General features: G+C 49.5%; 13 protein-coding genes. 8 read left to right on the top strand and 5 right to left on the bottom strand.

Translation table 11 applies throughout. From position 1 onward, the window contains the following. The first annotated feature begins 255 nt into the window (after positions 1-255). From QWY30_RS05045 to QWY30_RS05025, 5 genes are all read left to right on the top strand, one after another. Positions 256-750 (top strand): YcjF family protein, encoded by a 495-nt coding sequence (locus QWY30_RS05045; RefSeq protein ID WP_290238809.1) that lies wholly within the window; start codon positions 256-258, stop codon positions 748-750. A gap of 76 nt (positions 751-826) precedes the next feature. Beyond that, positions 827-1,585 carry a ParA family protein gene (locus tag QWY30_RS05040; protein WP_290238807.1) on the top strand — a complete coding sequence of 253 codons (759 nt, stop codon included), beginning with the start codon at positions 827-829 and terminating at the stop codon, positions 1,583-1,585. Positions 1,586-1,689: 104 nt separating this feature from the next. Next, the gene (locus QWY30_RS05035; RefSeq protein ID WP_290238805.1) at positions 1,690-2,412 is read left to right on the top strand and encodes a YcjF family protein; all 723 of its coding nucleotides are present in this window, start codon (positions 1,690-1,692) and stop codon (positions 2,410-2,412) included. Between the two features lie 109 nt (positions 2,413-2,521). After that, positions 2,522-4,084: a cyclic peptide export ABC transporter gene (locus QWY30_RS05030; protein WP_290238804.1), complete on the top strand. Its 1,563-nt coding sequence runs from the start codon at positions 2,522-2,524 to the stop codon at positions 4,082-4,084. Between the two features lie 59 nt (positions 4,085-4,143). Next, on the top strand, positions 4,144-5,016 hold the full coding sequence (locus QWY30_RS05025) for a prohibitin family protein (RefSeq protein ID WP_290238802.1): 873 nt from the start codon (positions 4,144-4,146) through the stop codon (positions 5,014-5,016). 32 nt (positions 5,017-5,048) lie between these two features. On the opposite strand, the gene QWY30_RS05020 is transcribed toward QWY30_RS05025, so the two are convergent. Next, on the bottom strand, positions 5,049-5,900 hold the full coding sequence (locus QWY30_RS05020) for a hypothetical protein (protein ID WP_290238800.1): 852 nt from the start codon (positions 5,898-5,900) through the stop codon (positions 5,049-5,051). A 93-nt stretch (positions 5,901-5,993) separates the two neighbouring features. On the opposite strand from QWY30_RS05020, the gene QWY30_RS05015 reads away from it, so the two are divergent. Next, positions 5,994-6,209, top strand: coding sequence for a hypothetical protein (locus QWY30_RS05015; protein ID WP_290238798.1), 216 nt, complete (start codon positions 5,994-5,996; stop codon positions 6,207-6,209). On the opposite strand, the gene QWY30_RS05010 is transcribed toward QWY30_RS05015, so the two are convergent. From QWY30_RS05010 to QWY30_RS04995, 4 genes are all read right to left on the bottom strand, one after another. After that, positions 6,197-6,976, bottom strand: a complete 780-nt coding sequence (locus QWY30_RS05010; RefSeq protein ID WP_290238796.1) for a thioesterase II family protein — start codon at positions 6,974-6,976, stop codon at positions 6,197-6,199. The genes QWY30_RS05015 and QWY30_RS05010 overlap by 13 nt on opposite strands. Before the next feature lies 1 nt (position 6,977). After that, positions 6,978-8,270 carry a hypothetical protein gene (locus tag QWY30_RS05005; RefSeq protein WP_290238794.1) on the bottom strand — a complete coding sequence of 431 codons (1,293 nt, stop codon included), beginning with the start codon at positions 8,268-8,270 and terminating at the stop codon, positions 6,978-6,980. Between the two features lie 146 nt (positions 8,271-8,416). Next, on the bottom strand, positions 8,417-9,232 hold the full coding sequence (locus tag QWY30_RS05000) for an ion transporter (protein ID WP_290238791.1): 816 nt from the start codon (positions 9,230-9,232) through the stop codon (positions 8,417-8,419). Further along, positions 9,229-10,269, bottom strand: a complete 1,041-nt coding sequence (locus QWY30_RS04995; RefSeq protein WP_290238789.1) for an NAD(P)/FAD-dependent oxidoreductase — start codon at positions 10,267-10,269, stop codon at positions 9,229-9,231. Before QWY30_RS04995 ends, QWY30_RS05000 begins: the two co-directional genes overlap by 4 nt. A gap of 130 nt (positions 10,270-10,399) precedes the next feature. Here QWY30_RS04995 and QWY30_RS04990 point away from each other — a divergent pair, with 130 nt between their 5' ends. Next, positions 10,400-11,365: a Bug family tripartite tricarboxylate transporter substrate binding protein gene (locus QWY30_RS04990; RefSeq protein WP_290238787.1), complete on the top strand. Its 966-nt coding sequence runs from the start codon at positions 10,400-10,402 to the stop codon at positions 11,363-11,365. Position 11,366: 1 nt separating this feature from the next. Then, positions 11,367-12,491, top strand: a complete 1,125-nt coding sequence (locus QWY30_RS04985) for an alpha/beta fold hydrolase (protein ID WP_290238785.1) — start codon at positions 11,367-11,369, stop codon at positions 12,489-12,491. The last annotated feature ends 19 nt before the right edge of the window (positions 12,492-12,510 follow it).

The raw sequence follows: 12,510 nt of genomic DNA, 5'->3' as shown, positions 1-12,510 counted from the left end.
GAATTTGATTCCGTAAGTTGAGTAAAGAATGATCTGAGCACGGCTGTTGGTTTTGAAAGCCAAGCGTATTCAGGCGTGAAGTATGGATCAAGCCTGCTCAGACATGGTGAATAAACCTCGTGAAAGCTCACACTTAAATCAAGTGTTTTGGACGAGCATTTTTAAGGGTGAATTATGAGTAATTGCGAGGAATTGTGAGAGTTATTATCCACAGCCGGTGACAATGTGGATGTGTGATTTTTGATAGGACTAAGAATGACCACCACAATCGATACCGAAGCAGTCGAAGTTTTTCCTGATACGGAACAAACCTTGCGTTTGGACAGTGCGGGCAAGCTGATTGCTTCAGCTTCCCGTTGGAGTCTTGCCGCAGCCCTGATCCCTGTGCCTTATGTAGACATGGCGGCTTTGGCTGGTGTTCAAACTAAGTTGGTGATGGATCTTTCAGAGCTTTACGGGGAAAAAGCGTCCAAAGAAGTCGTTTCTGGGGCGATTTCAGTCTTGTTGGGTACCTTAGTGCCTGTGGGTGCTGCGCATGCCACCGTAGGGGCGACTGTTAAGTTTTTCCCTGGTATCGGTACGATCATTGGCTCGGTTTCGATGGCGGCCTTTGGAGCCGCAGCGACCTATGCGGTTGGTAAGGTTTTTGTGCGTCATTTTGAGAATGGTGGCACGATGGCTAATCTTGGTGAAGCTAAGCTTCAGGCCGAACTTAAAAAAGAGTTTGTGAAAGCCGCTTCAGGCAAATAACGACCCTATTCCACTCGGAGCCGAAAAATCACGGCGCCTAAGCGTCCGTGATTTTTCTATTTTTTTATCAGACGACATGCAGATAATTGCGATTTCCAATCAGAAGGGTGGTTGCGCAAAGACGACGACAGCAGTCAATCTCGCGGCTGGCCTGGCCCAGGCGGGTCGAACTGTGCTTTTAATCGATTTGGATCCCCAAGGTAACGCAAGTGACTGGTTGGGTGTCGCAGAGGCAAATGTCGGCAGTCTGGAGATTTTTACGACCTCTCAGGCTCTGGATGGACTGATTACGCCATCAGCCACAAAGGGGGTATCCGTGATGGCTGGGTCGGGAGCGCTGTCCACGCTGGATCGATTGTTACTCACGAAGTCTGACCCTGAAACCGTTCTGAAAAAACGGCTTGCGACACTTTCGACCAAGCAATGGGACGATGTGATTTTAGACACTCCTCCGACTCTGGGCTCTCTAACTTTGAATGCTTTGACAGCTGCCGATCAATTGCTGGTGCCTGTGACGACACAAGTTTTATCCCTGTCTGGCGTGGCACAGCTGATGCAAACGGTCGATAAAATTCGTGAAAATTTGAATCCACAACTTGAGTTGCTGGGTTTGCTCCCTTCACGCGTCGATATGCGAACACTCCATGCCCAAGATGTGATCGGTGCACTCGAGGAGAGTTTTGGTAAAAAACTCCTCAAAACACGCATTCGTGAAAATATTAGGCTAGCCGAAGCTCCTTCATTCAAAGAAAGTATTTTTCAATATCGCCCCAAGTCAGGTGCGGCCGATGATTATCGCGCTCTGACGCTAGAAGTTTTGTCTCTCACGCGATAAAAGGTTTATGTATGGCAACTAGGCGCCCCAGTACAATCGGAACGAATCCCTTGAAACCGGATTCAATAAAAAACTCAAAATCTGATCAGATCAGTGCGTCTGCGATGGACAAAGCGCCTGCAGAGAAGGATGTTGCGAAGCCAAAGCGTGCGAATAAACCAAAGCCGGTCATTTCCAATCCTGAGTCACAATTGCCGCAACAGTCACACGGTACGGCAGCGCGGGTTAAACGCTCTGTGAAAGATACCGAAGCTTTGTTTGAGGAACAGCTCAGGCGTGATGAGCCCGAAGCCGCCAAGAGTGTTGATAGCCAACAGGTGCAGGTTTCTCACGTACCTGAATCTCAGCAACTGCAAGTCTCCGATCGTCACCGAGAAGCAATGGCGATTGTCAAAACATGGTCGCAATGGGCTGTGGTCGCCGGGATGACACCTGTTCCCCTAATGGACACACTCGCACTGTCGGGCACGCAGATCAAACTGATTCAATTGCTATGCAAACATTACAATGTGCCTTTCGAGCATAAAGTCGCGATTGCGGTTGCGGCTGGTCTAGTAGGTGGTACGGCAACCTCCACAATCGCTGCCGGAATCACTCGTTCGCTGATGCGAAATGTGCCAATTGCGGGACAAATCTTTAATTGGACAGTCGAGCCCGCATTATCTTTTGGCTCGACCTACGCTATCGGTGCTACATTTGTGCGCCATTTTGAAGCAAATGGCAATCTGATGACTTTCAAAGGCGAACAAATGAAGGATTATGCCGCTGAGCAGTTTCAAAAAGGTAAAAAGCTCTTTCTCAGCAAAAAACGCGCGCCCACTGCATAATCCATGCTGAATCAATCTCTGTCAATGATGCGAACTGTTTATGCGTAGTCTGTTGAAGTCCGATCTTTTTGACTTTTTGAGTCGAGAGAGTCCGCGCGAGCTACGGCGCATGATATGGCTTTCCGTTTTTGTCGGTATTACCAACACAGCATTGATCGGTCTGATCAACATGGCTGCCACCGATGTGACCAACGGCGAATCAGTGACTTGGCAGTTTTTCGCTTTTGCTGCAATGCTTGTGTTACTGCTGCTGGTGACGCGTCGATCTAACGATGAAAATATTCACAGCGCACAGAAGTTGATCTATCGTTTCAAGATCAAGATTATGAGCGATGTATTCAAGTCGAATCTTGGAAAAATCGACGAAATTGGACGCAACTACATTATGGAGGTTTTGGCGCGTGATACACAGTCTGTTTCCACAGCTGTGGGTGTCACGGTCACAACCTGTCAAGCGATCGCCACCTTGTTGTTTTTGACGCTTTATATGGCCACGGTCTCGATGACCGCTTTTCTGATTATTTTTGCTTCGACGACGCTAATTCTCATTGTGGGTGTCACTGAGCTGTTCAAAGTCACTGGAAAACTACAAAGAGTTGCAGAGCGTGAAGGTCAAGTCAATGCCATTTATGCAGATTACTTGAGCGGTTATAAAGAGATCAAGATGAACTCCGACCGCGCGTATGAAATCACGCGTCAAATGGTCAAGGAGTCCAAGAAAGTCAACGAAGAGAAGGGCGAGCTCGTTGTCACCATTACAAATTTTTTCAATAATCTTCAAATTTTGTTGTACGTCATTGTGGGCATTATGGTGTTCGTCGTACCAGCAATCTCCGCTGATTTTGCGCCTCACGTGACAACCGCTGCAACGACTGCTTTGTTTTTAGCAGGCTCTCTCTCAGGCATTATTGTCAATATTCCAAATCTTTCACAAGCAAACGTCGCTGCGCGTACATTGCAGGGCTTGGCTAAACGCTTGGCTGAAAGCGCCCAGCAAGTACCCGTTGATCGTGAGGAAATCTATGATCAGATTCACTCAATCACACTAGAAGATGTCTGCTATCAGCATCCTAGTCAAGAGAAACGTAGTGGATTTATGCTTGGGCCGATTAACTACCAGTTTGATTCTGGCAAGGTCTATTTCATTCGCGGTAACAACGGTTCCGGTAAGACGACGTTGATGCGGATTTTGATTGGTCTGTATCAGCCTAGTTCTGGACGTATTTTGGTCAATGGTCATCCGATTTCAGAGCCGACCACTGGCGCCTATCGAGATATGTTTGCAGTCGTGTTTAGCGACTTTCATTTATTTAAAACGTTATATGGCCTACCCGCCGATGATGTGCGCCGCCTGGAAGACTTGCTCAAAGTTTTTCAGATGGAGGGAAAGGTCAGCGTTCAAAATGGACAGTTCAGCTCCTTGCAGTTTTCAACTGGGCAGCGCAAGCGTCTGGCATTGATTGTGGCGTTGCTCGAAGATCGGCCTTTCATCATTTTGGATGAGTGGGCGGCAGACCAAGACCCTGAGTTCCGACAGGAATTTTACGAAAATATTATTCCGAAGCTACGCGCGATGGGTAAGACCGTCATCGCGATCACGCACGATGACCACTACTATGACAGAGCGGATCATGTCTTGTTCATGGCGAACGGCAAACCAATTAATTCCTGATAGACGGAACGATGATGAGATTTATAAGAAATGTGTATCAAAAATTCTCTGATTGGGTAGTGATCAACCTTATCCCGATGTTGATCATTTTGTTTTTGTTTATTGGCGGCGTTGTGATCTTGTATCCGCGCATCGTGATTCTAGTCCCGGCTGGTTCAGTGGGTGTCATGTATCGGGCTCTTGATGGTGGTGTTGCGCTTGATGAGGTTGTTCCTGAAGGTGTCACGTTGATACTGCCCTGGAATTCGGTTTCCCAATACAACAGCAGGATTCAGGTTCAGAGCCTAGAGCTCGATGTTTTGACATCTGACCTGTTGAAGTCAAAGGTCAAACTCAATTTCCAGTTCGAGGTGAACCGCTTGACGGTTCCGTTATTGCATAAGTTTGTCGGGCCGAATTACGTTAAGACCATGGTGATCCCCGAAGTCACTTCTGTCACGCGTGAAATGTTTGGACGATTGAGTTCAACACAGGCCTTTACTGAAGGGATCAATCAAGTTGTTCGAGATATTGCGATTACCGCTGATCGGGTGATTATTGACAAGCTGAGTCCTCCGGGCCTGACTGAAGTTCGTCTAGTTAGAATCAGTGCTGTTCAGTTGGAGTCAATCACGTTCCCGAGCGAAATTCAAAAAGCGATTGAAGATAAACTGACTCAAGCTCAGGTTTCAGAGTCTTATATCTATAAATTACAGACAGCTGAAAAAGAGGCTCAGCGAAAAGTACTCGAGGCCAAAGGAATTAAAGATTTCCAGGACATTGTCAACGCGGGCATGACAGAAAATTATTTGCGTTACCGTGGCATCGAAGCAAGTGAAAGCCTCGCGAAGTCCGATAATTCGAAAATTATCATGTTCGGGACTTCTACAGGAGGCCTGCCTTTAATCTTGGGAGGAACGTCAGGCGATGCCGGCGCATTAATTCGTAAATAATCGGAATGGAGGTTTAACTAAGCTTTCAGAGCTTATTCGATGGGTTCATCGACCGCGATGTAAACGTTGCCGTTTTCATCAAAGACCCGCAGTGTCGTATAACCGAGCTCTTCTTGTCGTCTAATCGACATAATCTTATTCAGTGTCTTGACCGAATAACGCCAGCCAGCTGGAAGATTCAGGCGCTGAGCCAAAGTCGATGCAGTTTCTTCGATTTCTTTGACCTGCAAATCAAGTGTCGCAGGTTGAAAATGGGTCATCACATATTCAACACCCTGGTCACTGGTCAACGTGTAAACCGTTGAGCCGGGCTGCCAAACATAATTCACACTTTCCGCCATTTTGATTGGATTATAGACAGTGACTTTGCTATGCCATTTGCGCCAGGTGCTGAGGTTGGTGAAAATGTCTTTGACTCCGATGTGCGCGCTCGCGATTTTCGAATAATTCATTAATCCAATCGACATGTATGGATTGGATACGGTGCTGGTATTTCTATCCATCAGCTGGATATGCGGACCGATCGGGATGATGCGATCAATTGATTGGTATGTGTTGAGTTGGGCTTTGATAGAGGCTGCGGTCGTGGCGCGGAATAAATCAGGATCGCACGCGTTGATTTTGTAGGTCGATAGGACATTTATCGTGACACTCAAAATGTGATGACTCAGTGCATAGATTGTGCAGTTGACAGCATATTTGATTGTCGAGTCATAGTCTGCGTTGAGTTTGCGCTGGTCCTGAGCGAGGGTTTTTTCCGGTATCGGTTCATATGCCAGTATTTTTTTTGTGTGAAGTGAACCTTGCGCATAGGCAAGAGCAGGCATCATCATGCCAAGCATCACAAGAGAACCGGTCCCAAATAATTTTTTCCACAAATGCATACGATATGTCTTTCTCTGGTTAAACTCTATTAATGGCAATAATTGTGAAAAGAACTCTTGTTGCGATCTTAACATTTGACGATTGAGGGATTGATGGTCTACACCGCTGCTCTTTACGTTTTGTTGTCCCTGCTGGTTGGATTCCTCGGCCGATGGAGTCGACTGGGATACTGGGGTGTTGTGCTCGTGTCCCTAGCGGTAACGCCTGCTGTCACGGGCTTATGTATTTTGTTTTTGAGTGATCGTTCGAGACATTTGACTGCTCCTGCCAGTGAAGTGATCGGTCGGTTTACAAATCAAGGTAAATAATTCACTTCGCGTAAACGCGTTGAAATCTTTTCTTTGATAACGTTTAAAAGCCCTTCAGTTTGTTGGTTCAGATAAAAATGATCACCTTCAAACCAGTGCGTATCAAAACCGCCTCGAGTAAGCTTTCCCCAAGCCTGTAGTGTTTCGCGATCCAGCCACTCGTCCTGCGATGAGCCCAGCCCGAGTATCGGACAGGACAGCATCGGCTCCAGCTTGGGACGATACTGTTCTGACAAATTAAAATCCGCACGTAACAAAGGAAGTAGTAGCTCCATCAGTTCTTTGTTCTCAAGAACGGCTGAAGGTGTTCCTTTGTATGTTCGGACGTGCTCAAGAAATTGTTCGTCGGAAAGATGTCCGATCGGAGCGCGCTTTGAAGCTGTTCCGGGGCATTGCCGCCCGGAAATAATCAATAATTCGGGTGAGCGGCCTAAACGCTCTAACACCCTTGCGGTTTCATATGCGCAAACCGCTCCCAGACTATGTCCGAATAAAATGATTGGCTTATCAGTTTCTGGCAGGATCGCCTGTGCCGCTTGATTAGCCAGATCATTGATGCTGCTGACAAATGGTTCGAGGAAGCGTGTTTCTCGACCAGGTGCCTGAATAGCGAACGCATCAATGTCATCGGAAAGAAGCTTATTCCAACTTCGATAAACGGACGCTCCCGCGCCCGCATATGGAAAACAAAACAAAGATACATTTCCGGCTTTTGATGGCGTCAGAGATATCAGCCAAGAACCATGTTTGACGGTGGTTTGTCCCATTTTACTTAATGAGTACCGCAGGAGAGGCTGGGATTGAACCGGGTACTTTGTTTAGGGTGAGTAACTGAGAAAGCAGAGTCAGCACTTCCCTCGTGTAGCTGTTTGACTCTGAGGGTACCGAATACGTTTGTCCTTGGTAGGAAACGGATGTGATGGCATGTCTCGAGGTTCGGCCTTTTTCAACAATAAATAGAGGTATCGCTGAAGAATTATCGTTTATGAGGCTAGGATTCAGTGCGATGGCATCCGAGTTCATGATCTTGATCATGCGCGGAGGGTTTCCGTTTTGTAGGTTGACCAGTGTGCCAAGAAAATCAAAGACATTACGTGTAGAGCGTAACTTGATCACTAGACGACTATCCTTGTTGACCCCGGCCGAGCTGAGCGCCGCAGCTGTCGCAGGCATTAATGCTTTCTTGGGAAGGATACCGACTGCCTCGCTATTGCAAAATGCTGACTCGGCAAAGGTGTGTCCCAACACCATTTCTTCAGATTGTTTGTTTAGGCACATGCGTGTGGTTGGCACCATTCGCACCATCTGATATTGAGTGACGCCTCCAGTTTTGACAGGCATCACCATCACGCCAGGCTGTGCTTGCGCAGCAACTGCTGCGACCAAGTTTCTGTTTAACGCATCGGCACTCATCGGCGCCGACACGACGTGTTTCTCCATCACAATCTCAGTGCTGAGGCCCGCTTCAATCAATGTATAGAGCGCCTTTTGAAACTCTTCGTAGTTCGGCAGGTAGGGATTGTTGAAGTACTTGGAGATGACGACGTTATTCTTGTCTCGCAATTCAATCGTGTCGATCACCAAAGAGTACAAAATGGACTTGGGACCGACTTGATTGTTCGTCAGGCTCGCGACAACCTCAGGCCGGATGTCGCTGAGGAAAGAGCTCATGAATTGCGAGTTATCCAGCGAAGACTGCGTAAAGTTAAAGCCACTGTTCACACTCAAGCCGACGCTTGGGGCAAAGGTCGACAGACCAGCTGACGGGTCCGCAGAGAAGAATCCGCTCACCGAACCAGGCGCGTTGCTGTAAATGTTGGTACCCAGACCCGCATTGACGCCCACACTGCCTGTGCCGATAACCGAAGGCATATCGAGAAAACTGACCGGCATGTTCTTGGATGAACGCACAATGTTCAGTAAGACGTTATCGTTCGCGTAGCTTTCAAGGACTTCGCGATAGGCCGCTGACATGTCCCTGAATGACGATGATCCGGTGGGAGCGCAGCCGGACAGCGCGACGACCGCCGCGATGGGCGCCAAAATGAGTTTCTTAAACATATTGCTCTTCTTGATGAGTGTTGGTGGCAGGTGCGTTTAAATCACATGCCATTTTCCCGTATCTCATTCGGTTGAGCGTGGAATATCCGGAAACGAGCTCTCAAATGCGAGTAATTGAGAGGTTTTGGACCTCTCGCAACCGATGCTCAGAGCTTGGCGCCACAGTCCCGACAAAAGTGGTCTTGTTTATCCAGATGATCGGCTTCGCACTCGGGGCAAGTGACTTGGCTATGTCTGCGATGGTTTCGTGTGCGAGACATTTCAGCGGTGACGATGCCAGTTGGTACCGCGAGTGTGCCCCAGCCCATGAGCATCATGGTCGATGCAATCAGTTTGCCCAGATCGGTCTTGGGAGTGAGATCGCCAAAACCGACGGTAGTCATAGTTGTGATAGCCCAGTAGGTTGCGATGGGGATACTCGTGAAGCCATGTTCGGGACCTTCCACCACATACATGAGCGTGCCCATCACTAAAACTACCATCAAGACAAACGAGAGGAAAACAAGAATTTTTTTACGGCTGGCGCTCAGCGCATTGGCCAAATGCGAGTATTCCTGCATGTAGGCGGTCAGCTTAAACACGCGAAAGATCCGGATCAGGCGAAGCACCCGTACATCGATCAAGGCATGCAGCTCGGGGAAAAACAAAGCAAGGTAGGTTGGTAAGATCGCGAGCAGGTCAATCAGTCCAAAAAAACTAGTTGCATATTTTCTGCGGTTTTTTGCGCAATACAGGCGAGCCGCATACTCCACTGTAAAAATCGCAGTAAAGAGCCATTCCAGCCCAAAGAGCAAGGAGTGAAAAGAGCGGGCGATTTGCTCCACGCTGTCGACTATAACAATCACAAGGGAGAGCAAGATCAATGCGATCAGCGTTTTATCAAAAAGTCGACCTGCCGCCGTTTCATTGGTAAAGATCAGTGTGTACATCCGATCTTTTAAAGAATGTGCAGCGCGTGTCATCGCGAGGCGGCCTCAGATTGTTGGGCGATATCAAGTGCCACAGCCCGACCGCTGAGCCAGGCGCCTTCAACTTTTTCTGTACTGGTCCAGTCTCCGCATAAACCCAGTTGCAGAGATTGGTCGAAAATATGCCCATGGTGCGTGGCGTGGCCGAGTCTTGCGTATCGCCACAGATGGGTTTGATAGATTTCTGGTCGAATACCGGTGAGCTTTTCAAAACCCTCTGTGAGTAAAGGTGCAGCTTCGTCCTTGGTCAGATTTTCGTGCGCGCGGCTCCAGTCCGAGGTCGCATGCGCGATCCAGGCTTCTTCGGATTGTCGCTTGGGTTTGCTTGAGCTTCTGGCGATCCAGCTGAACATGCCCGTATTGATAAAGGCAGCATCAAAATCAAGGGCCAGACGCTTGTGCGCGTAGACCATCAAGGCCCAGGTCGGGACCATGACAGCATCCCTGCAGCGGTCAAACAGGAGATTCGAGTGCGGTTGCACCAGCGGCTCGGCTTGTTTAGAGGGGATTGCGAGTATGACGATGTCAAAGCGGGTTTCATGCAGGCCGTGTTCTTTTGAATGTAATTTCCAGATTTTGCCTTCGCGCAGCAGCTGATCGATCGTGGTCGAAAAGTGGATCGTCAGATCTTTCGCCAAAAATTTAGCTGGCGCTGTCATCGACGGTGTGCCGACATAGCGACCCATTGAGGGTTTGACAGGCTGCCAGCCCTGAGCGTCATAGCTCGTGATCTGCGCATCCCACAGCGCCGCGGCGCCTGCCGCTTGCCAGACCTCGATTTGACGTTGAAAGGCGGGGTCTGTTGCCGTGAAATATTGGGCACCGTGATCGCAGGCCCAGGATTCGAAGCTTCGGGTACTCATGCGGCCGCTCACGCCACGACTTTTTTCAAAAAGCTGGACGAGGTGTCCCTGCGCGGTCAGCGCCTGGGCGCAACTCAAACCTGCGAGACCTGCTCCAATAATTGCGATGTTGCGTGGCTGAGTCATGTCGAGAGGAATTTCCGATAAGGGTAGAGGGTTTTTTGTCATTTTATGGCTTTCGCGCAGGTCGCGAGAACAAACTCAGGATTCTTCAGGGGATAACCCTTGTAGACAGTATTGATGGGGCGGTTTATCAATGCGCATTGCTGCCTTACAAAATCAAAAAGAGGACTAAAAAATGAAGAGATTTCTTAAGTCGCTGGTGTTGGGTGCCTGTGTGTTGGGGGTGAGCGTTGGCGCCCTTGCGCAAAGCTATCCCAACAAGCCTATTCGCATGATCGTCCCGTTCCCTCCTGCTGGCGCCGCGGACCAGACGGCAAGGATCGTCATGAAGGCTTTATCCGAAAGTCTCGGACAGCCTATTATTATCGACAACAAGGCTGGCGCTGACGGGGCGATTGCAGGGTTGGCGGCGATGAACGCTCCCGCGGACGGTTACACGCTCCTGTTCGCGACGACCACAGGCTTGAACGGCGCGCCCACGATGCGCAAAGTGCCTCCATATGATCCTTTGACTGCGTTCACGCCGATTTCCATGGTTGGAAAATTCGGATTTTTCATGTTTGTGAACGCAGATGTGCCCGCCAAAACGATGAAAGAGCTGATTGCCTATGCGCAAGCCAATCCGGGCAAGCTCAATTATGGAAGTGGCAATGGAACCAGTATTTTGACGACAGCCCAGTTCGCTGAAGAGTCCAAGCTCAAAATGGTGCATGTACCATACAAGGGTGATGCTCCCGCGACGGCTGATTTGATTGCCGGACGAATTCAGGTCCTGCTGGCCACGCCTGGAAACGCTCTGCAAATGGTGCAAGAGGGGCGATTGAGAGTATTGATGGCCTTGTTGCCCAGTCGTAGTCCCTTGGTTCCTGATGTGCCGACTGCTGACGAGTTGGGCATCAAGGGGATGACGATCGTGCCTTGGGCGGGCTTATTCGGACCGGCCGGTTTACCCAAAGATGTGGTTGATCGTGTGGCAAAAGCGATGAAAGAGGTCGCTGCCCGCAAGGACGTGCGCGAGCAGCTTGACCGGATTGCATTTGAACTGCAAAGCTCAACCCCACAGGAAATGGCTGCATTCAACAAGTCTCAACTTGAGATTTGGAAAAAAACAGCAGACGCGATCAATTTAGAGCGCAATTGATATGCTGCCAGAGGGTATCCGTTCCAGACTGATTCACGATGTCAATGGCATTACCCTGCATATCTTGGAGGCCGGGTATGACGTGCCTGGCCGCCCGCTTGTCGTGATGTTGCATGGTTTTCCCGAGCTGGCTTACAGCTGGCGAAAGGTGATGCTGCCGCTCGCGAGTCAGGGCTATCACGTCGTGGCCCCAGATGTGCGTGGCTACGGAAAAAGCGGCGGGGCGGGGGTGTCTTATCACGATGATTTGCGCCCCTTCAGTACCTTGAATAAAGCCCATGATGTCCTGTCATTGGTTGCTGCGTTGGGTTATCGCAGCGTTGCCGCCATCATTGGACATGATCAGGGCTCGCCGCTTGCCGGTTGGTGCGCGTTGATGCGTCCCGATGTGTTTCGTTCCGTGGTGATGATGAGTTCCCCGTTTCGTGGCGGACCCGTGGCGCTCCCATTCAATACGGCCAATGAGGGGGTCAAGCCCTTTGCACCCAGCCAGATTGACGAGGAGCTCAAACAGCTCGATCCTCCCAGAAAGTATTACATGCGTTACTACGCAACTGAACCAGCAAACGAAAACATGTGGCATGCGAAACACGGCTTGCATGATTTTTTGCGCGCCTACTATCACATGAAAAGTGCGGACTGGAAGCAGAACAAACCATTTCGTTTGAAGGGACTGACGGCAAGCGAGTGGGAAAAACTGCCGCGTTATTACGTGATGGATCTGGATCAGGGCATGGCCGAGTCTGTCGCGCCAGAAATGCCTTCGGCTCAGGCAATCTCGGCATGCCAATGGCTCACCGAGACTGAGCTGAAGTTTTATGTCGATGAATATGCTCGCACGGGATTTCAGGGAGGCCTGCAAGGTTACCGAACCAATCCGGGTGACAAGGACCTAGGAGTGTTCGCGGGTAAAACAATCGATGTGCCGTCCATATTCATAGGCGGTCAGCAGGACTGGGGGGTATACCAGACGCCTGGCGGTCTGGAGCGTGTAGAGGGGTCGTTGACCACGCGTTATCAAGGGACTTATCTGGTCGAGGGGGCGGGACATTGGGTCCAGCAGGAACAGCCAGAAAAAGTGTGCCAGTTGTTTCTGGATTTTCTGGAGAGAAATGCGGATGGTTGAGTTAGCATAGGTGAAACAG

The sequence above is a fragment of the Zwartia panacis genome (assembly GCF_030410395.1).
GTDB classification, from domain to species: domain Bacteria; phylum Pseudomonadota; class Gammaproteobacteria; order Burkholderiales; family Burkholderiaceae_B; genus Zwartia; species Zwartia panacis.
Note: the sequence above shows the minus strand (reverse complement) of the source record. Positions and strands in the feature narration are given on the sequence as shown.

Coding starts and splice junctions, on each gene's coding strand:
- QWY30_RS05045 (WP_290238809.1), top strand. CDS start 256: ATGACCACCACAATCGATACCGAAGCAGTCGAAGTTTTTCCTGATACG.
- QWY30_RS05040 (WP_290238807.1), top strand. CDS start 827: ATGCAGATAATTGCGATTTCCAATCAGAAGGGTGGTTGCGCAAAGACG.
- QWY30_RS05035 (WP_290238805.1), top strand. CDS start 1,690: ATGGACAAAGCGCCTGCAGAGAAGGATGTTGCGAAGCCAAAGCGTGCG.
- QWY30_RS05030 (WP_290238804.1), top strand. CDS start 2,522: ATGATATGGCTTTCCGTTTTTGTCGGTATTACCAACACAGCATTGATC.
- QWY30_RS05020 (WP_290238800.1), bottom strand. CDS start 5,900: ATGCATTTGTGGAAAAAATTATTTGGGACCGGTTCTCTTGTGATGCTT.
- QWY30_RS05015 (WP_290238798.1), top strand. CDS start 5,994: ATGGTCTACACCGCTGCTCTTTACGTTTTGTTGTCCCTGCTGGTTGGA.
- QWY30_RS05010 (WP_290238796.1), bottom strand. CDS start 6,976: ATGGGACAAACCACCGTCAAACATGGTTCTTGGCTGATATCTCTGACG.
- QWY30_RS05005 (WP_290238794.1), bottom strand. CDS start 8,270: ATGTTTAAGAAACTCATTTTGGCGCCCATCGCGGCGGTCGTCGCGCTG.
- QWY30_RS05000 (WP_290238791.1), bottom strand. CDS start 9,232: ATGACACGCGCTGCACATTCTTTAAAAGATCGGATGTACACACTGATC.
- QWY30_RS04995 (WP_290238789.1), bottom strand. CDS start 10,269: ATGACAAAAAACCCTCTACCCTTATCGGAAATTCCTCTCGACATGACT.
- QWY30_RS04990 (WP_290238787.1), top strand. CDS start 10,400: ATGAAGAGATTTCTTAAGTCGCTGGTGTTGGGTGCCTGTGTGTTGGGG.
- QWY30_RS04985 (WP_290238785.1), top strand. CDS start 11,367: ATGCTGCCAGAGGGTATCCGTTCCAGACTGATTCACGATGTCAATGGC.